The organism is Streptomyces sp. NPDC044044 (genome assembly GCF_056434405.1).
Genome location: NZ_JBWKFG010000003.1, coordinates 489,452 through 508,327, shown reverse-complemented (window position 1 = coordinate 508,327; position 18,876 = coordinate 489,452). Strand labels below are relative to the sequence as shown.

Genomic DNA, 18,876 nt, shown 5'->3' with positions numbered 1-18,876 from the left:
AACTATCACAGAAGCGGACAAAAAGCCCTTAGGGTGAGTGGCTTGGCGTCAACCGGACCCACTCGCCGCACCGCCGCGTCACCCCTCCGTCACACGGCCGCACAGGCCCCGTCACACGGCCGCACCACCGGGGGGCGCGTCGCCGGGGGTCGCGCCGCCGGGGGTCGCGTCGCGCGGTGAAGTGGTGGCCAGGCCAAGGGTTTTGCGGGCAGCGGCCTCGCGCTTGCCGCTGATGTGCCGCTGCGCCCGCACGTAGTGCTCGTCGAAGGCGTCGGCGTCCTTGGCCGTGGACGCCTTCTTCCACTGCTCGCGGTTGCGCCCGATCGCGTCGACGAGGTCGGTGACGCGGGCGTCCGCCTTCGCGGGCCAGTCGTGCGCGCGCAGCAGCCGCGCCTGTTCGGCCAGGCCCTTCTCGACGCGGCCCGCCCACTCCTTGTGGCCCGGCAGGTCGTCCTCGAAGCGCTCGGTGTCCGGCTCGGTCCCGTACGCGTCGTAGAGGGCCTTGTCCGCCTTCAGGTAGGCGAGCTGGTCGGCATCGAGGTTCGTCGCGTCGCGGCGCATGGAGCCCTTCAGGGTGCGCTCGGGCTCCGTGACGCCGTAGAGGCAGGTGATGTGCCGGTCCCCCTGGCTCCAGGTGTCCCGGTCGGGCATGAAGTAGGTGAGCTCGGCGTCCCCGAGGTCGGCCCAGGAGTCGAGTACGTAGGAGGCGTCGAGGTCGACGCACCTCCGCGCGGCGAGCGAGGTGAGCGCGGCCTCGCCCGGGAAGGTCTCGTGATCCACCCGGAACTGGGCGAGGACCTCGCCGTCGTGCCGCGTGGAGCAGGGCACCTCGTCGATCTCGAAGGCGTATTTCGCGCCTTCGAGGTCGCTGCCGGGGACGTTGAAGCACTTCCCCTTGCCGACGGGGAACCCGGAACTGTTCCGGGAGTCGCGCGCGGCCTCCTTGAAGCCGTCCATGAAGTCACGCGCGCCCCCGGTGACGACGGCGAGCACCAGGAGCACGATGCCGACGGCGGAGAGGATGCTCCCCGCGATCGCCATGCCCTTGCCGCGCTCGCCCTTCTTCGAGATCTGCGAGAGCGCGACCAGGCCGAGGATCAGACCGGCGGCGGGCACGCAGCACAGGATGCCGAGAACGAGCGAGGCGATCGCGAAGCCGTTGACCGGAGGGCTGGAGTACGGGGAGTACGCACCGGGCCACCGCTGGTACGGAACCTGGGGCCCGCCCGGGTACGGGGGCTGCGCGGGCGGGCCGTACGGAGCCTGCCCGTACGGCTGCTGAGGGCGGCCACCGAGGTCGGGCGGCGGGGGTATGTCCACGGGTGCCGTGCTCCTGCGTTCGTGCGGTCGGTCGATGCGGGGGGCTTCGCATCGTATGCCGGGCACGGGCAGGGGACGGAACGGGCACAGGGGGCATCTCGCGCGACGCGCTCCCGTCCCCGCGGCGAGCCGGGCCGACGACCCGAAGCCCGTCCCCGAGGACGAGAGCGCGTACGTACTGCGTGCGGCAGCTCAGCTCAGGGCCTGTGGCCTAGAACTGCAGCCCCCACGAGTCGATCTTCCCGACATCCTGCGCCGCGTTGTCGCTCACCCGCAGCTTCCACGTCCCGTTGGCCGTCTCGGAGGACGCGTTCACCGAGTACGTGGTGTTGATGTCGTCCGAACTGCCGCCGGTGCCATATCCCTTCAGCGTGTACGCGGTGCCGTCGGGCGCGATCAGCTGCACCTGGAGGTCGCCCACGTAGGTGTGCTTGATGGCGACCGGCACGCTCAGGGCGGCCGGGGCCGAACCCGGGACGCCGCTCACGGTGACCGGCGATTCGACCGTGGCGTTGTCACTGATCGCGAAGTCGGTCGCGTTCTCGAACTTGGGGCCCGGAGGGTTCGTCGAGCCGGGGCCCACGTTCAGGAGGCGGTTGGGCGAGCCCGTACCGGGGCTGGTGACGACGCCCGTGGAGGCCGCGCTGACCAGAGCCGCGGACACCTGCGCCGGGGTCGCCGTCCGGTTGTCCGCGAGGTAGAGCGCCGCGGCGCCCGCGGTGTGCGGGGACGCCATCGACGTACCGGAGATGGTGTTCGTCGCGCTGTCGCTCGTGTTCCAGGACGAGGTGATGGACGAGCCGGGCGCGAACAGGTCAAGGACCGCGCCGAAGTTGGAGTAGCTCGCCTTGGCGTCGGTGTTCGTGGTGGCGCCGACCGTGATGGCCTCGGTCACGCGCGCGGGAGAGCGCGTCGAGGCGTTGACCGATTCGTTGCCCGCCGCGACCGCGAAGGTGATGCCGGACGCGATGGCGTTGCGTACAGCCGTGTCCAGGGCGCTGTCCGCGCCGCCGCCGAGCGACATGTTCGCGACGGCGGGCTTGACCGCGTTCTGGGTGACCCAGTCGATGCCGGCGACGACCTGCGCGGTGGTGCCGGAGCCCTGGTTGTTCAGGACGCGGACGCCGACGATCTTCGCCTTCTTGGCGACGCCGTGCAGGGCCCCGCCGACGGTACCGGCGACGTGCGTGCCGTGGCCGTGGCCGTCCTGCGCGGTGTTGTCGTTGTCGATGGCGTCATAGCCGTACGAAGCGCGGCCACCGAAGTCGCTGTGGCTGATGCGCACCCCGGTGTCGATGACGTACGCCGTGACGCCCTCACCGGCGGAGTCCGGGTAGGTGTAGGAGTTGTTCAGCGGGAGCGTCTTCTGGTCGATGCGGTCCAGGCCCCAGGACGGCGGGTTCGGCTGGGTGGCGTCGACCGTGAACGTCCGGTTCTGCACGACGGATTCGACCGCCGGGTCCGCGGCGAACTTCTTCGCCTCGGCCGCGGAGAGCTCGACCGCGTAGCCGTTGAGGGCCTTCTTGTACGTGCGGTCGATCTCGGCGCCGTACTTCTCGGCCAGCGCCTTGCCCGCCTTGGAGCCCGCCTTCGCGGCGTCCTCGTCGAGGCTGACTATGTAGCTGCCCGGTATCGCGCCGGGGGCTCCGGCGTTCTCGATCGTGCCTTCGGCCTGACCCGGCTGAGCGGTCGCGGGGAGGGCGGAGACGACGCCGAGGGCGAGGGCCGCGACCGCTGTCGCGCTGATCCCGGCCAGTCTTCGGCGGGTATGACGCATCACTGCCATCTGAGGGGTCCTCCTCAATAGGTGGTGCGCTGGTGGGGGATGGTGCCGGTGGTGCCCACACACACGGAGACGAAGACAGGGACATGTCAAGCAACATGCCCACTCTTGCCTTCGTCGGGACGAAAGATTGGCGGATCCATAGGAAACCCACAAGGGTCAGGACCGGACGTAACACGACCGCCACGCACCCGCCATGACACATCGGCCCCAACTGCCGCAACTAGCCTGCGCACATGACAGCATTGCCGGATTGTTTCTGCCCCACCGACGGAACGCGTGTCCCCGCGGGCACCCTCGCCTGGTGCTGCCCCGTCTGCCGCGGCCCCCTCGACCTGGACTTCTCCCCCACTCCCGCGTCGCTGAAGTCCCTCAACGGAAGGGTCAATTCACTGTGGCGGTACGCGGAGTCCCTGCCGCTGCCCGCCCCCGCGTTCTCGCTCGGCGAGGGCCGCACACCGCTCGTACCACTGGATGGCGCGATCTCGGCCAAGCTCGACTTCCTGATGCCGACGCTCTCCTTCAAGGACCGCGGCGCTGTCATGCTCGCCGCCCTCGCGACGCGGCTCGCCCCGGAGCGGGTGATCGCCGACAGCAGCGGCAACGCGGGCACGGCGGTCGCCGCGTACTGCGCGCGGGCCGGGCTGCCCTGCACGGTGTACGTCCCGGAGGGCACGTCCCCGAAGAAGCTGGAGCAGATCGGCGCGCACGGGGCACGCCTCGAAGTCGTCCCCGGGGACCGCGAGCAGACGGCACGCACGGCCCGGGAAGCGGCCGACGGACCCGGCGTCTTCTATGCCTCGCACGTCCACAATCCCTACTTCCTCCAGGGCACCAAGACGTACGTCCATGAGCTCTGGGAGGACCTGGGCGGCCGTCTTCCGGACGCGCTCGTCGTGCCCGTGGGCAACGGCACCCTGCTGCTCGGCGCGGCCCTCGCGGTGCGGGAGCTGCACGCGGCGGGCCTGATCGCGAAGGCACCCGCGCTGTACGCCGTGCAGGCCGCCGCGGTCTCCCCGCTGGCCGAGGCGTGGCACGCGGGCGCCGACGAACCCCTGGGTACCACCCCGATGGCGCCCACCCTCGCGGAGGGCATCGCGATCCCCCGGCCGCCCCGCGCGCGGCAGATCCTCCGGGCGGTACGCGGATCCGGCGGCGCCTTCCTGACGGTGACGGAGGATCAGATTCGGCACGCCCAACTGGATCTGGCGGGGCGCGGGTTGTACGTCGAGGCGACCGGGGTCGCCTGCTGGGCGGCCGTCCGGGACGGCGCACTCGGCGAGCGCACGGCCGTGGTGCCGCTGTGCGGGGCAGGCCTGAAATCCGGCCTCGCGCATGAACTGGGCGTTGGTCAAGGCTAGTTGACGGCATACCACCAAGGTCACAGCTCCACCGCGCTCATGGCCGGAGAGCTGCCCTGAGCCCGACTGTGCCCGTACCCTTGTCGCCACCATCGATTACATGAGTACTGGCCGCATGAGTACTGGCTGCCGGTGGCGATCGGGAGGTCACGGGGGTGGAAGAGCGCAGCCCTGCGAGGGTTCGCAATGAACTGGTCGCCGACATCGTCGACGTACTGCAGGAATCGACCACGGTGCGACAGGAGAACAGCGCCGACATCTGGGTGCGCATGCTGAGCGACGAGCTGGACTCGCCCGTGGATCCTCCGCGGAACGCGCCCCTGCGGCCCTGGCTGCTGCACCTCGTCGAGCGCTGCGCGGAGATCCCTGACGGGCTGCCCTGTCTGGTGCGCTGCCTGAAGTATCTGGAGCAGCAGTCTTCCGCCATTCTGTCGCTGCTGCGCCTGGTGGACGAATGGGAGGCCGTGGACTTCTTCGACGGCGCCGACCTGCGTCCCTTGCAGCCGATCCTGCGGGACATGCGTTCGTCGGCCGAACTCGCCACACTGGCACGGCGGGCCAGCCGGTCACGCACCCAGGAGCTGCCCGCGTGGTGCGACACGGGATGGGCAGTCTTCCTGCGACTGGCCGGCGGCAATTCCGCCGCCAAGGAACTCCCGGTGAGCATGGCGTTCCTGGCACTGGCCGCCGATCGGCTCGTGGAGGACGGACAGGTGGAGGCAGCGGAGGACCTGCGGCGCTGGAACCGTCAGCAGTCCCTGACGTGGGGCCTTGAGGACAAGATGACCGACTGGCAGCGCAGCGGCATCGCGCAGCAGGCCCCGCCCCCGATGGTGCCCGCCTATCTGATGATCCAGTTCGAGCCCGACGGAGTGGATCCCGACCGCTATCTCCTCTCCCACTGGCGCCAGTCGGACGCCGAGGGCTGGCATCCCGTACCGGGCGAGACCCTGCATCTGCACCGGGACGACCTGCCCGCCGAGGTCGAGGTCCTCATCGAGCAGACCGAGGAGCGGTGGGCGGATCTGAGACAACCGGTCGTCCTTGAATTCATCCTCCCGTGGGAATTACTGGGGGAGCCGGTGGAGTGGTGGCACAAGGAGTCTTCCTCCTCGTCGCCGACCCCTCTGGTGATGGACTACGCAGTCCTCGTCCGCAGTTTCGAGCGCCTGCGCAAGGCCGCCTGGCACCGTCCTTGGCACAAGAAGTGGCGCCAGCTCAAGGAGCAGCCCGCCGACAGCCATTCGTACTTCAACCCTCCCGGCCAGTCGCACTTCCACCTGGAGCGCGAGCTGAAGGAGGACGACCAAGCGGTGTGTCTGGTCCTTAGCCAGCCGCCGGGCGGCGACTCGGGCGCCGGCCACCAGGAGTTCATGGCCGGGCTGCGGGCAGGGGTGCCCGCGATGATCTGGCACCGGGGTGACTGCGGGGACCCGGCCTTCAAGGAAGCGGTCGCCGAGATGGTCCAGGACAGGGGCCTGTCCAGCCTGGTGACGCGCGCCGGAAATTGGCGCAAGGAGGCTCTGGCGCTGGGACCCGAGGGCTGGGACAACCACGTGGGACGCCATCTGGCGATCCTGGTCGACGATCCGGAACGCAGACCCGGGCCGCCCGGCCCCGACCGTGCGCCGGTGACGCCTTGAACGGGCCCGCCGGCCCCCTGTCCGTGAACCTCCCGCACCCGGCGAGAGGGGGTGCCGCGCCATGATCGAGCCGGCCTCCGCCGCCGTGCGGGCGTCTCCTGCCGGAGCCACATCTCTGTCTGCCCCGGGCGCGACTTCTAGCACGATTTCCGTGCGCCCCGGCACATGCCGCCGTACCCCCTTGCTTGCAGAGCGGGCGCACTGCCACGCTGCGCATGTGGATGTCACGCACGCCCGCGCTCTGCGGGACTCCGCACAATTGTCAGCGTCACCTCTACGCCTTGAGGGCGCATATGCATGACGACGGAGGTCAACGACAGGGGCCGGCAGCGCGGGCACGCCATGAGGCCGCGTCCGTCCTCGGCAGGCTCGGGCGCGCCAGACTCGGCCAGTCGGGCAGACAGGAGCGCGCCGAGGCCGTCCTCGTCATCGACGGACACCTGACGATGAAGGTGTGGGACCAGGCGGTCACCGACCTGGTCGACGAGCTGAACCGCGAAGGGGACTTCGCCCGCGTACGCGTGGTGCGCCTGCACGGGACCGACGAGACGGGCCCGGCAGGCCTCAGGCCGGCCGAACCGCTGGGCGACGCCGGGGACTTACGCCGCGTGATCCTCGTACTGACCGACGGTCTCGCGGCCGGATGGCGGTCCGGCGCCGTCATGAACCTGCTGCGCGCCTGGGGGCGCACCTGCCCGGTCGCCGTGGTGCACGTGCTTCCCCAGCAGCTGTGGTTCCGCACGGGACTTGACGTCTGCCGGGTGAGGCTGCGCGCCGCCCGCCCCTGGGCGGCCAACAGCGAGCTCGACTGGGAGCTGCGCGAGGCCCCGGTGGAGTCGCACGACCCGGACGCGCCCGAGGTCGAGGGCGACGCGGTCCTCGTGCCGGTCCTCGCCCTGACCAACAGCTGGGCCGAGGTATGGACCCAGCTGGTCATGGGACCCGAGCCGCGATGGCTCGAGATGTCCGCCATCCGGGCGCGGGAGTGGAAGCGCCGGCCCGACGCGGCGCGCGCCCTGCCCTGGACGGACGACGTTCCCGACCCCCGCAGCACGGTGCCCGCATCGGAGCGCGTGTCCGACTTCCGGGCAGGAGCGTCACCCACCGCCTTCACCCTCGCCACCCGCTTGTCCGCCGTACCCCTCAGCCTCCCCCTCATTCGCAGGGTCCTGGAGACCACACCGGGAGCGGGTCCGGTGCACGCGTCGGAGCTCCTGATGAGCGGACTCGTCCGGCCCAGCGGGGCGCAGGGCGAAGAAGTGACGGATGTGGCGTTCTCGTTCGCCCCCAACATCCGCGAGGAACTGCTCGCCCTGGGGCGCCGCAGCGACACGGCACGGATCCTGCACGACGTACGCGCGTTATTGGCGGACGGTGCGGACAGTGCTCAGAGCCCCTCGCTGCTTCCCTCCCCAGCCGAACCACTGGACACCCTGGCCATGCCCCGGGTGAACAGTCGCAATATCGGTTTCCTCCGCGTGGAACTCGCCGCGCTGAGGGCACTCTCCGGACGTTTCATGCAGCGCGCCGCCCTGCTGGCAGGGGTACTTGGCTGGCACGATCGTCGATACGCAGTCAGCCTGGAGAAAAGCGGCAGCCCCCCTGTCTCTCGGCCCGATCCTGAAGGAGCATCGGTGATGTCGACTACACCCCAGCAAACGGTGGAGGGGGACCGCACATCACAGCCGCGCGTCTGGGGAAACCTACCGCCCCGCAACCCCAACTTCACCGGCCGCACAGAGCTGCTCGAAACGCTCGGGGAGCGCCTGCGCGAAGGCACGACCACGGTCCTGCCCGAGGCGATCCACGGCATGGGCGGCGTGGGCAAGACGCAGCTGGCCATCGAGTACGCGTATCGCCATCAGGGTGAGTACGACATCGTTTGGTGGATCCCCTCCGAACGGCCGGGCCAGATCGGTCAGGCCCTGGTGGAACTGGCCGGGCGCCTGGGCATCGAGACCAGCACCGAAGCCAACATCGCCGGTCCCGCGGTCCGTGAGGCGCTGCGCGAGGGCCGTCCGTTCTCGCGCTGGCTGCTGATCTTCGACAACGCAGACAACCCCGAGCAGGTACGCCACTACTTCCCCACCGGGGGCAACGGCACGATCCTGGTCACCTCCCGCAACAGGCGGTGGGGTCTTGTCGGCGGATCACTCGAAGTGGACGTCTTCACGCGCGAGGAGAGCAAGGAACTCCTCCGCCACTCCGGGCCGCCTCTCCAGGAGGACGAGGCCGACCAGCTGGCCGAGGCCCTCGGAGATCTGCCTCTCGCCCTGGAGCAGGCCGCCGCGTGGCGCGCGGAGACGGGCATGCCCGCGTCCGAGTATCTGCGCCTCTTCGAGAACAAGCGCACCGAACTCCTCGAGACGTCCCCGCCCCCGGACTACCAACTGCCGGTCGCGGCCGCCTGGAACGTCTCCCTGGACCACCTGGAGACCCGCAGCCCCTCGGCTCTGCGCCTGCTGCAGCTCTGCTCGTACTTCGCCCCTGACCCGATCTCGCGGTCCATCTTCTCCGGCCTCGGCAACAGCAGCATCTTCCCCGAGCTCGACGCGACGCTGAACGACCCGATGCGGCTCGCGCGCGCCATAAGGGAGGTGAACCGCTACTCCCTGGCCCGCATCGACCACCGTACGAACTCCATCGAGATGCACCGCCTCGTCCAGCTCGTCCTGAACAACCGCATGTCTCCCGAGGAGCAGTCCCGCATGCGCCACGGCGCCCACACGCTCCTTGCCGCGGCCGACCCGAAGGCACCCACCACGGCGGCGAACTGGCCGCGTTACGCGGAGCTGTACGGCCACGTCATCGCCTCGGAAGCCATCAAGTCCGACCAGCCCTGGGTGCGCCAGCTGGTCATGAACATCGCCAAGTACCTCTACTACTGGGGCGACCACGAGGTGTCGCTCGACTTCTCCGAGCAGGCCTGGGAGACCTGGCAGACCGTCTTCGGCGAGGAGGACCAGCAGACCCTGCTCATGGGGCAGTGGCTCTGCTACATCTACTGGGTCCTCGGCCGCCACGGCGAGGCAGTCGACCTGGTGGCCAAGCTGCAGGACATCTACCGGCGTACCGCCCCCGAGGACCGCGAGGACATCCGGGAGGACGCCCTGGCCGCGATCGGCCTCGAAGCCGCCGTGCGCCGTGTCGAGGGCGAATTCGCCATCGGCGCCCAGCTGGACGCCACGGTGTACGAGCGGGCGCGCAGGGCCTTCGGCGAAGAGGACCCCACGACCCTGGACGCCGCCCACAACCTCGGCACGAGCCTGCGCCAGGCCGGTGACTTCCGCCAGGCGCTCGAACTCGACGAGCACACGCTGGCGCTGCGGCTGCGCGTCCTCGGCCAGGACCACCAGCGGACCCTGATGACGGAGAACAACGTCGCCATCGACGTCCGCGAGACAGGCGACTATGTGGGGGCACGGGCCCGCCAGCAGGCCGTTCTGGACGCCTACCGTGACGTCTTCGGGCGCGGCAACCCCGCGACGATCGGCACGATGCGCCAGCTCAGCGAGGCCAGCCGCAAGGCCGGCGACCACGCACAGGCCCTGGAGCTCGCCACCGAGGCGTACTCCAAGTTCACCCGACGGTACGGCGACACCCACCCCTCGTCGCTGTCCGCCGCCCTGACCCTCTCGGTGGCGCTGCGCCAGAACGGCGACCTGAACGCGGCGCGCGAACGGGGCGTCAAGGCCTGCCAGGAATACCGCAACATCTTCTCGCCGCAGCACCCGCACGTCCTGGCCGCGGACGTCGACCTCGCCGTCACCCTGCGGCTGCTCGGCCAGCCCGACGAGGCACGCCGCCTCGACGAGGCAGCGCTCTCCTCGCTCACCGAACGCCTGGGCGAGGCCCACCCCATCGCCCTGGCCACCGCCATCAACCTGGCGAGTGACCTGGCCGCCCTCGGTGACCACCACGCGGCGCGCGTACTGGGCGAACGGACCCGGGAGCTCTGCCTGAGCACCCACGGCGAGGACCACCCCACCACGCTGGCGTGCGCGGGGAACCTCGCGATGGACATGATCGAGCTGGGCGAGGGGACCGAGGGCGCCGCGCTGCGCGCCGACACCCTGGCGCGGATGGAACGCGTCCTGGACGCTCCCCGGCTCCTCACGGAGCTCGCCGCCCCGCACCCGGCGACCCTGCAGGCCAAGGCGGGCCAGCGGGCCAACTGCGACATCGACCCGGTGCCGCTGTAGCCGTGATCGGCCCGGTGTCCTTGTAACCATGGGCGGGCGGTGCGGATGTCATCCGCACCGCCCGCACCGCTCGCACCGCCCGCCCCGCCCGCCCCGCTCGCACCGCCCGCCCCGCCAGTTCCGCTCACGCCGTCACTCGGCGCCCCCCACACCGTCCCGCACGCCGTCGCGCGCCAGCCATGCCGCCAGACGCACCGGGTCCGCTCCCTGTCCCGTGGCGTTCCGCAGCGCGCCCTGTACGGCGCACGCCCGCTCCGGGTGGTTCCGCAGCAGCCAGGAGGCGCCCTTGTGGGCCTCGGCACCGGCAAGGGCACGCCCCAGACCGGCCCAGGCGCCGGACGGCGCCCCCGTCCCCGAAAGCCGTGCGGCGAAGGCGTCCCGCGCCCCGGCCAGGTCGTCGCGTGCCAGCAGCACGTCGGCGTCCTCGGCCCCCTCGGCCTCCCGCCCGTCCCCGCCTGCGCCGCTGAGGCGATGCCGGGCCAGGACGGCCGCGGTGTCCAGGAAACGGGCCTCGGCATCCGGTACGAGGACGGGCTCACCGGCAAGACCGGGCGGGGGACGGTCGTCCCGCCGCCGCCAGGCCCGCACCGCCTCCTCCACCGCGGCGGCGGGCGGCCGCAGATGGTGCGCACGCCAGCGCGCCCGGTGGTCGGCCGCCACCTCCTGGGCCAGCCGCAGCTCCGCGGCGGGCACAGGCTCGTCGCTCCACTCGGCGCAGCGCTCGCGCAGGGCGTCCAGGACCTGCCGCCCCAAGGGCGTCAGCCGTTCGTGCGTACGCACCAGGTCCACCGTGGAGGACACCTGCGTACGCCACAGCGCGAACTCGAAGTGCGCGAGCCCGACCTGCGCGGCGTCGGCGGAATGCCGGTGGGAACGCCAGAAGCGCGTCACACCGGCGAAGGCGTAGATGCCCTGGAGCAGTCCGCCCAGGGGGCGCGGGTCGTCGCGCCACGGTGCGTAGAACAGCTCCTCCGCGACGCCAGGACCGGGACCGGGACCGGAACGGGGACCAAGACCCGGGCCGGACAGGTTCAGCGGTCGCAGCCGCATCAGGCTGCCCAGCTTGATGTGCTGGAATTCGTGCACCAGCGTGGCGGCGAGCTGCGTCGCATCGTCGGGGCGGGACGCCATGACACCGCCGAAGGCGTCCCCCGCGGTCACGCTGTGCGGCCGGAACCGCTCTCTCGCCGGAGTCGGCGTCACCGACATCAGCCCGACGCGCATCGCCTCGGCGCTCTCCGGCTCGTCACGCAGCAGCAGCTCCCACGCGTCGGTGAGCATGCCCTGCCACACCCGCGCGTCCGTCTCGGACAGGAGCAGCGGCTCGCTCGGCTGCGGGAACGTGCGGTAGGGGTCGAACTCCTCAAGGGACAAGCACTTTTGAGGCCCGTCCACCCCCAACGACAGTCGGCGCACGGCACGCCATCCCGGTGCGCCGCCCGCGCGCCCCGACCCGACCACGACCTCGCTCTGATCCCCGATGATCCGTAACTGCCCCTCGCAGGCGACGACTTGTGCCGTGCTCCACGGCTCCTTCACCGTGAGCTCCGCACATCCCACCGTCGGCAGGAACGCGATGCCGCGGCGCACCGGCACGGCGACCGAGAAGTCCAGACCGGCCCTGACCCCCGCCGACGCGGCCAGCGCCGACAGATGCCCCGCCACCGCCCACAGGGGCGCGTCCTCGAAGGAGGCGCCCCTGAGCTGACGCAGCGCCAGAGAGAGCCACATCCCTGTGTGCGGGGACATCAAAATGTCCTCGAACACCTCCGGAGCCGTCCGCTGGGCACGCCCGAGCAGGGCCCAGGCCTCGCGATACGACACGGCCGCGCCCGCCGCAGGCGACGGACCATCCCCGGAAACGCCGTTCCCGGAAGGACCGCCCTCGGAAAGACCGTCGTACAGCGCCCTCAGCAACAGCATGCGGCGGCTGCGCTCGGCAGCGAGCAGTTCCACCACCACCGCCCGGCCGCCCTCGCCCCGCGCGAGCGCCCGGAACCCAGCAGCGGACAGCCGGTGGACCGGCAGCTCCACCGATCCCGCGGACCTACGCGCCATGGGTCGTCCGCCACGACTGCGCGGCGATCCCGTCAGTCGAAGCGCGACGGGCCTCCGTACGTGTTCGTGATGGCCTGGGCATCATCGATGTGATGCAGCAGGGATTCGAGCGACCCCGCGATGGCACTGCCGTCCATGGAGAGCAGCGCTTCAAGAGAAACCCCCGAGAGATCTACGAGATCGGACTCGACGGCAGGCATCGATTGCTCCACGGCTGCCAAGTCCCCTCCCGTGATTCCGTGCATGCGCCATCCCTTTCCCCCTCATGATGGCCCAGCGCGGCACGCTGCGAAACCCCGCGTCCGAGCCGTGCCCGACATCAAGTCAGCAGTATCGCTTGGCCAGTTGGGCCGCCTCACGGTCGACTCCGGCCACTTCCGTCGACTGCCCCTCCAGGAGCCGGACAGTCTCCAGGAGCTGATCCAGAGTGCCTCGGTAGCGCAGACAGGTGCGCACGATGCCGTAGATGTCCATCTTGAGCCGGGGGTCTCTTGGCCGGTTCGCGGCGATCTCCGAGTCGATGCTGGCGAGCACGAGACCCAGCCCGTTGGCGTCCCCAAGCGAGGGAATCTTCACCAACGCGTCGACCAGACCCAGGAGTTCACGCAAGGGCAGGTCAGAGGGGAGAGCGGCCAGGCTCGCGGGGGCCTTCCAACCCTCCGGATCCCCCGCGGAACCAAGCCCTCCACGCAGCGGAAGACCCGCGTCCTGGTGGAGGTGCGCCAACTCGGCGGGGGACAGCACGTCGTACCAGTGCTCCACCCTGCTGGCCGCGAGCCGCCCCAGACCGTCCGAGCGGTGGTGGGCACTGATCACACCGATCACGGCATCGCCGGACCAGACCACCGCGCCGGACATTCCCTCCCAGGGCGAGCGCTCGGGTTCGGGGTCCGCACGCGGCGCGAGAACGGCCAGTTCGAGTGTGCCCTCGCGGCGGTTGGACAGGACGGAGACGGTCCCCGACGCATGGCAGGAGTCCCGGTACTGGCCGGCAGCGCCGTCGTCGAGCAGGCGCATGCGGTCGTCCCGCAGCTTGAAGCGCGGGAAGCCCATCGCACTGACGGGCAGCACCACATCGCTCTCGGGCACGGCCGCGTAGCGGGGCCTCTCGATGCCCCCGAAGCCGGGTGGCGTCGTCAGGATCTCCAGGAGCGCGATGTCCGCGGCCTCGGCGAGCAGCACGACGCGTACGTCGGCGCTCCACTCCCCCGGCAGATCGGCGTCGAAGCGCACCCGCACCGACGCCACAGGACCGGTGACCACATGTGCGGCCGTCAGCACGGCCTTGTCCCCCACGCGGTAGCCGGACCCGCGCCGTCCGGGCCCCGGGCCCGGCCTCTCCACCAGCACTTCGGCGACCCGCGCCGCCTCAAGTCCCCCCGAAACGGACATGGTGGCCGGACTCAGCGCTCGCCCGCGGCCTGGTCACCGCTGACCCAGGGCCGCTGATCGGAGCCCCGGACACGGGGCTCCAGGCTGAGGGTGACGCGGTGGGTGGTGCTGTTCGTCCGCTGGCCGGAGGCGCCCGCCTCGACGACCCAGAAACGGATCCTGCCGTCCGCGGTGCCCGACCGCTGCACGGTGAACTCCGCCTCTAGCTGTACGGGACCCAGCTCGAAGCGCAGTGCGTCGTCCTCGGAGTCCTCCGCCGCGGCCATGGCGGCGGCTAGTTCTCCACGTAACTGCGCGATCATCTCGGCGAGTTCAATCACCCCGGGCCTCTACCCCCGGCGTGTCGCCCCCACACGGTGGAGGCGACACGGGGAAAGCCGAAGGGGCCGGCCGGCACGACGGCGGCCGGCCCCCTGGCAGGTACTCAGTGGTTGTTGGCGCCGTTGCCGGCCAGAACCGGAATGTCGTTCACGATGTGCGACAGCGGCTCGTCACCCTTGGCCTGGGTGGAGTTGTCCGTGCACTGCTGGTTCTGCGGGGCGGACAGGACCGGGATGTCCTGGACGGCGATCGGCACGAGACCGACGAGCGAGCCGACGTTCGCCTTGACCGGCACACCGAGGCAGGGCTTGTTCAGCGTGCTCTGGACAAGCGTGGCCTGGGGGCTGAGGTCACCCTTGGTCGCCTGGTTGCCGAACGCCGAGTCGGCTCCGTTGCCGCTCAGGGACGTGGTGCCCGAGTCGTCGCCGATAGCCAGGGCCTGGGGGGCCATCCCCGCCGAGATTCCGGCGACGGACGCGGCAATGGCCGCGGAAGCCCACAGCTTCTTCATTTTGATTCCCTTCAAGAGCGGGCTCCCTTGGCAGAGCCGCGTGATGATCAACTGCCTGATGGGGCGATGGTTGCGACTTGCGACCCGGTTGGCCCAGTAATCAGACGGCCGTCAACGGCACTCCAGCGTGTCCCCCCGGACGGTCGCCGGGCTGCTGAACCTGGGCGGATCGCTCAGCCTGGCCGTCGAGTTCCGGGCGGTCAGGGGGCGGTCCTGGCCGAGGGCCTTGAAGACCTTGTCGGCCTTGGCCCTGTCCCACTCCAGCGAACCGTTCAGCCTCGTACTGAAGCCACCGATCGGCACCGTGGTGAACTCCATGGACGATGGGGGGAGTTTGCCCAGATCCGACGCGAGCGTCAGGATCTGCTCGGTGCTGAACCCCCGGTCGACCTGCGCCGAGCCGGCCAGCAGCCGGCCGAGCCGTGCCGCCCTGACCGGGTCGGCCAGGACGTTCCCCTTGCTCACGCTGCGCAGCGCGCCGACCAGGAAGCGCTGCTGGCGCTGGATCCGCCCGAAGTCGGCGCTCCTGTCCACGTGGCGGGAACGGACGTACTGCAGGGACCGGCCGCCGCCCAGCAGATGGCTGCCGGGGGCGAGGTCGAGCTTCGTCGTCTTGTCCTTGAGGGCGCGGGGCGTGCAGACGCGCACGCCGCCGACCGTCTCCACGCTGTCCATGAAGCGCCGGAAGTCGAGCTGCAGATACCGGTCGACACGGACGCCGGTCATCGCCTCGACCGTCCGCACGGACAGCGCGGGGCCGCCTTCCGCGTACGCACCGTTGATCTTTCCCGGGTGTGCCGGGCGCTCCTGCCCGGTGGCCTCGTCGCGGTGCGCCGGGATGTCGGCGTACGAATCCCTGGGAAGGCTGACGACGCTGACGCGGTCCCGTGCCTCGGAGAGGTGGACCAGCATGAGCGTGTCCGTGCAGTTGCAGGCGACTCCGCCCGCGTAGTACTTCCGCTTCTCCTTGCGGGTGATGGTGTCGCGGCCGTCCGTCCCCATCAGGAGGATATTCGTACCGTTCCCCTCGTCCGGTCGATTCTTCATGTCGCCGAAGACGTCGACGCGTTGAACAGGGAGCGGCAGAGCCGTGGCATGTCCCATTCCAGCGGCGGCGGCGACCAGAAGGACCCCCGGAATGGCCAGACGCAGCCTTCGCGCCCGCCGGGATCCGGTCGGTGAGTAAAGGTGAGTGAGCAAGTTGATCTCCGCTGCCGGGGGAACCGGGACGAAGAAAAGGTAAACCGCTCGACGCCACTGCGGTGTGTGGGAGTTCGCGGCGCGCACGAACAACAACTCGTTCGCCCTAAGCCGTTCGGTTTCGCCTGATTCCACCGCTGGAACACATGGATCCACACACGCCCTTCGATGGCGAGGGAACATGGCTGACTTCAAGCAGCAATGGAAGCGGCAAGGTCTCATCCCGGTGAGCAGGGATTCTCCGGAACGCCGCGTCGATGACCCCATCTACACGTCGTTGCAGGATTCCTGGGAAAGACAGGGCAAGACCGTTCCTGGACGGCCCGACCGGGAGTGGAGAGAACTCATGTCGCGCGATCCATGGCCACGGGACTGACGGCCGGGCGGAGTTGAACGCGAACGGATCGAACGCGACGGTCGTACGCGGCGGGTTGAACGCGACAGCGGGCCGCCGGTGAACGGCGGCCCGCTGTGCACTGCGTGGGGGAGATCAGCCGTTGCCCGCCCCGTTGCCCGACAGGACCGGGATGTCGGAGAGGATGTGCGACAGCGGCTCGTCGCCCTTGGCCTGCGTCGAGTTCTCGGTGCACTGCTGGTTCTGCGGCGCCGACAGGATCGGGATGTCCTGGACGGAGATCGGCACGACGCCGACGAGCGAGCCGACGTTCGCCTTGGCCGGCAGGCCGATGCAGGGCTTGTTGAGCGAGCCCTGGATGAGCGCCATCTGGGGGCTCATGTTGCCGTACGTGGCGGAGTTGCCGTACGCCTGCTTGGCGCCGTTGCCGCTGAGAGACGTGGTGCCGTGGTCGTCGCCGATGGCCATCGCCGACGGAGCAGCGGCGGCCGACATGCCGACGACGGAGACGGCAACCGCAGCTGCAGCCATACCCTTCTTGATCACAACTAATTCCCTTCTGGAGAAACCCCGTTCGCCGGAGCGCTCTGATTAACTCCACGCCCTCCGCATAGTTGCTCGGCTTCACTCTGATGGCCCAACGACGGCTCGGAGAGGGACCGAAGAGGGCCCAACCGAGTGAAGCCCCGAAACCCAAACTCCGGTCGGCATGTTGGTCAGCTCGCAGTGACTCGAGCGTCTGCCCCAGAAAAGGAACACACACCATGATGAAGAAGGCTATGGCCACGGCGGCGGTTGCCGTTTCGGTCGTCGGCATGTCTGCCGCTGCGGCCCCGACGGCGCTGGCCATCGGTGACGACCACGGCACCACCTCCCTGAGCGGCAACGGCGCCGAGCAGGCGTTCGGCAACTCCGCGACCCACGGCAACATGAGCCCCCAGCTCTCGCTGGTCCAGGGTTCGCTGAACAAGCCCTGTGTCGGTCTGCCGGTCAAGGGCAATGTCGGCTCGCTCGTCGGTCTCGTGCCGATCGCCGTCCAGGACATCCCGGTCCTCTCGGCGCCGCAGAACCAGCAGTGCACCGAGAACTCGACGCAGGCCAAGGGCGACGAGCCGCTGTCGCACATCCTGAACGACATCCCGGTCCTGTCCGGGAACGGCGAGTTCAACGGCTGATCTGCCGATGTGAGGACGCTCGGGCCGCCTGCCTTCTTCAGGGCGTGGCAGCCCGAGCTCCTTCATTTTTGAATGCGGTAATTCGGGTGAATTTTCCGAACGGGCGAAACCAGCGGTTTCTTCCGCTCACTCAACTCGTTTGCAGACTGCGGGTCATGGTGCGAGACGTAAACAGAAGTGCTCGCTCGGTTTCGACTGCCAGATCGGCATGACCACAGAGAAGGGAACATCTGTGAAGCACAAGAAGAGCGCAACGATCATCGCTGGTGTCGTGATGGCCATGAGCATGGCGGCTCCCGCGTTCGCCGACGCCGGCGCCGAGGGTGCGGCCATCGGTTCGCCGGGCGTTCTCTCCGGCAACGTCGTCCAGGTCCCGGTCCACGTTCCGGTCAACGTGTGCGGCAACAGCGTGAACGTGATCGCCCTGCTGAACCCGGCGTTCGGCAACACCTGCGCCAACACCTGATAGCACCCAGCCACCAGGCTGATTCATGGCCGGCCTTGGACTGTCGCTCCGACTCCAAGGCCGGCTTTCCACTTGCTCAGAGGAAGACAACTACCTTGCGACAGGTCATTGGTAAAGGGATGCTCGCGACCGCGGCCGCGACCAGCATCCTCTCCCTGTCCGGATCGAACGCGTTCGCCGCGGGTGGGGACGCGGTCGCGGCGGATTCGCCCGGGATCTTGTCGGGCAACAGCGTGCAGGCCCCTCTCGACGTGCCGGTGAACGCCTGCGGCAACACCGTCGACGTGGTGGGCGCGGCCAACCCGGCCACCGGCAACAGCTGCGCGAACTCCGGGTCCGCCCCGAAGGAGCAGCACACGAGCGCCCCGGACCGGGCGGCCACGCAGGACCGGGCGGCCACCAGGACGGACGACGGCTACGGCCAGGACTCGGACTCCTACCCGGGCACGCACGCCGGCACCCAGTCGCTGGCCGAGAGCGACGCCAGGCAGTCGCCCGGCATTCTGTCGGGCAACAGCCTGCAGGCCCCCCTGGACGTGCCGGTGAACGCCTGCGGCAACACCGCCGACGTGGTCGGCGTGCTCAACCCGGTCACCGGCAACAGCTGCTCCAACGGAGTGCCCGCGCCGACGCCCCCGCAGCACGAGACGCCTCCCACGGCCGTCGAGCCGCCCGCGGAGCCGCCCGTCGAGCGCGCCGCCCCCAGGCCGGTGCACCACGCCGCGCCGCCGCAGCACGTCGCGTCCTCGGTCGCCCGGCAGGTGCCCGTCCCCGCGGCGCCGCACGCGCACGCTCAGCTCGCCGAGACCGGAAGCGACCAGGACCTCCTGGCCGCGGCGGCGGCAAGCGCCGCTCTGCTGGTGGGCGGGGGGATCCTGTACCGCCGCGGGCGCGCGTCGTCCGGCCGCTAGCAGCCCGGACATGCCGCTGGCGGGGAAGAGACACCCGAGGGTCTCTTCCCCGCCAGAACGGGAGGGGGGCCGGCCCGCGAAGGGTGTGTCGCCCACCCACGGCGCAGACGCCGACGGCTGGCGGAGGGCAACCAGGCCCGTCCCATGACGACAGAGTCCACCACTTGATCGCCGCCGC

Annotated in this window: 15 protein-coding genes; 6 read left to right on the top strand and 9 right to left on the bottom strand. The window is 70.1% G+C overall.

All coding sequences use genetic code 11. The features are described from left to right. Positions 1-111: 111 nt before the first annotated feature. The gene (locus AC07AG_RS13225; RefSeq protein ID WP_478754690.1) at positions 112-1,320 is read right to left on the bottom strand and encodes a DUF4190 domain-containing protein; all 1,209 of its coding nucleotides are present in this window, start codon (positions 1,318-1,320) and stop codon (positions 112-114) included. 211 nt (positions 1,321-1,531) lie between these two features. Next, positions 1,532-3,106, bottom strand: coding sequence for a S8 family peptidase (locus AC07AG_RS13220; protein WP_478754688.1), 1,575 nt, complete (start codon positions 3,104-3,106; stop codon positions 1,532-1,534). A 233-nt stretch (positions 3,107-3,339) separates the two neighbouring features. Here AC07AG_RS13220 and AC07AG_RS13215 point away from each other — a divergent pair, with 233 nt between their 5' ends. The 3 genes from AC07AG_RS13215 (at position 3,340) to fxsT (ending at position 10,309) form a co-directional block, all read left to right on the top strand. Beyond that, on the top strand, positions 3,340-4,464 hold the full coding sequence (locus AC07AG_RS13215) for a threonine synthase (protein ID WP_478754686.1): 1,125 nt from the start codon (positions 3,340-3,342) through the stop codon (positions 4,462-4,464). A 155-nt stretch (positions 4,465-4,619) separates the two neighbouring features. Further along, positions 4,620-6,107, top strand: coding sequence for a VMAP-C domain-containing protein (locus AC07AG_RS13210; protein WP_478754684.1), 1,488 nt, complete (start codon positions 4,620-4,622; stop codon positions 6,105-6,107). A gap of 293 nt (positions 6,108-6,400) precedes the next feature. Further along, positions 6,401-10,309: an FxSxx-COOH system tetratricopeptide repeat protein gene (gene fxsT, locus AC07AG_RS13205; RefSeq protein ID WP_478754683.1), complete on the top strand. Its 3,909-nt coding sequence runs from the start codon at positions 6,401-6,403 to the stop codon at positions 10,307-10,309. A 132-nt stretch (positions 10,310-10,441) separates the two neighbouring features. Here fxsT and AC07AG_RS13200 read toward each other — a convergent pair whose 3' ends face one another. The 7 genes from AC07AG_RS13200 to AC07AG_RS13170 form a co-directional block, all read right to left on the bottom strand. Then, positions 10,442-12,367 (bottom strand): HEXXH motif domain-containing protein, encoded by a 1,926-nt coding sequence (locus tag AC07AG_RS13200; RefSeq protein WP_478754682.1) that lies wholly within the window; start codon positions 12,365-12,367, stop codon positions 10,442-10,444. A 32-nt stretch (positions 12,368-12,399) separates the two neighbouring features. Then, complete coding sequence (locus tag AC07AG_RS13195; RefSeq protein WP_249587986.1) at positions 12,400-12,567, bottom strand: hypothetical protein; 168 nt, start codon at positions 12,565-12,567, stop codon at positions 12,400-12,402. A gap of 124 nt (positions 12,568-12,691) precedes the next feature. Continuing rightward, positions 12,692-13,759: an effector-associated domain 2-containing protein gene (locus AC07AG_RS13190; RefSeq protein ID WP_478754681.1), complete on the bottom strand. Its 1,068-nt coding sequence runs from the start codon at positions 13,757-13,759 to the stop codon at positions 12,692-12,694. 11 nt (positions 13,760-13,770) lie between these two features. Further along, the gene (locus AC07AG_RS13185; RefSeq protein ID WP_478754680.1) at positions 13,771-14,079 is read right to left on the bottom strand and encodes a trypco2 family protein; all 309 of its coding nucleotides are present in this window, start codon (positions 14,077-14,079) and stop codon (positions 13,771-13,773) included. A 104-nt stretch (positions 14,080-14,183) separates the two neighbouring features. Next, the gene (locus tag AC07AG_RS13180; RefSeq protein WP_478755532.1) at positions 14,184-14,591 is read right to left on the bottom strand and encodes a rodlin; all 408 of its coding nucleotides are present in this window, start codon (positions 14,589-14,591) and stop codon (positions 14,184-14,186) included. 111 nt (positions 14,592-14,702) lie between these two features. After that, entirely contained in the window at positions 14,703-15,593 is an 891-nt protein-coding gene (locus AC07AG_RS13175) for an LCP family protein (protein ID WP_478754679.1), read from the bottom strand. A gap of 688 nt (positions 15,594-16,281) precedes the next feature. Next, complete coding sequence (locus tag AC07AG_RS13170) at positions 16,282-16,692, bottom strand: rodlin (RefSeq protein WP_478754678.1); 411 nt, start codon at positions 16,690-16,692, stop codon at positions 16,282-16,284. A 218-nt stretch (positions 16,693-16,910) separates the two neighbouring features. Here AC07AG_RS13170 and AC07AG_RS13165 point away from each other — a divergent pair, with 218 nt between their 5' ends. The 3 genes from AC07AG_RS13165 (at position 16,911) to AC07AG_RS13155 (ending at position 18,698) form a co-directional block, all read left to right on the top strand. After that, positions 16,911-17,321 carry a rodlin gene (locus AC07AG_RS13165; RefSeq protein WP_478754677.1) on the top strand — a complete coding sequence of 137 codons (411 nt, stop codon included), beginning with the start codon at positions 16,911-16,913 and terminating at the stop codon, positions 17,319-17,321. 208 nt (positions 17,322-17,529) lie between these two features. After that, complete coding sequence (locus AC07AG_RS13160; protein ID WP_478754676.1) at positions 17,530-17,787, top strand: chaplin; 258 nt, start codon at positions 17,530-17,532, stop codon at positions 17,785-17,787. A 119-nt stretch (positions 17,788-17,906) separates the two neighbouring features. Continuing rightward, complete coding sequence (locus AC07AG_RS13155; protein WP_478754675.1) at positions 17,907-18,698, top strand: chaplin; 792 nt, start codon at positions 17,907-17,909, stop codon at positions 18,696-18,698. The last annotated feature ends 178 nt before the right edge of the window (positions 18,699-18,876 follow it).

Excerpts from the sequence above, each read along its gene's own strand:
- AC07AG_RS13220 (WP_478754688.1), bottom strand. The coding sequence starts at position 3,106 with ATGGCAGTGATGCGTCATACCCGCCGAAGACTGGCCGGGATCAGCGCG.
- AC07AG_RS13215 (WP_478754686.1), top strand. The coding sequence starts at position 3,340 with ATGACAGCATTGCCGGATTGTTTCTGCCCCACCGACGGAACGCGTGTC.
- fxsT (WP_478754683.1), top strand. The coding sequence starts at position 6,401 with ATGCATGACGACGGAGGTCAACGACAGGGGCCGGCAGCGCGGGCACGC.
- AC07AG_RS13200 (WP_478754682.1), bottom strand. The coding sequence starts at position 12,367 with ATGGCGCGTAGGTCCGCGGGATCGGTGGAGCTGCCGGTCCACCGGCTG.
- AC07AG_RS13195 (WP_249587986.1), bottom strand. The coding sequence starts at position 12,567 with ATGCCTGCCGTCGAGTCCGATCTCGTAGATCTCTCGGGGGTTTCTCTT.
- AC07AG_RS13190 (WP_478754681.1), bottom strand. The coding sequence starts at position 13,759 with ATGTCCGTTTCGGGGGGACTTGAGGCGGCGCGGGTCGCCGAAGTGCTG.
- AC07AG_RS13180 (WP_478755532.1), bottom strand. The coding sequence starts at position 14,591 with ATGAAGAAGCTGTGGGCTTCCGCGGCCATTGCCGCGTCCGTCGCCGGA.
- AC07AG_RS13175 (WP_478754679.1), bottom strand. The coding sequence starts at position 15,593 with ATGGGGACGGACGGCCGCGACACCATCACCCGCAAGGAGAAGCGGAAG.
- AC07AG_RS13165 (WP_478754677.1), top strand. The coding sequence starts at position 16,911 with ATGATGAAGAAGGCTATGGCCACGGCGGCGGTTGCCGTTTCGGTCGTC.
- AC07AG_RS13160 (WP_478754676.1), top strand. The coding sequence starts at position 17,530 with ATGACCACAGAGAAGGGAACATCTGTGAAGCACAAGAAGAGCGCAACG.
- AC07AG_RS13155 (WP_478754675.1), top strand. The coding sequence starts at position 17,907 with ATGCTCGCGACCGCGGCCGCGACCAGCATCCTCTCCCTGTCCGGATCG.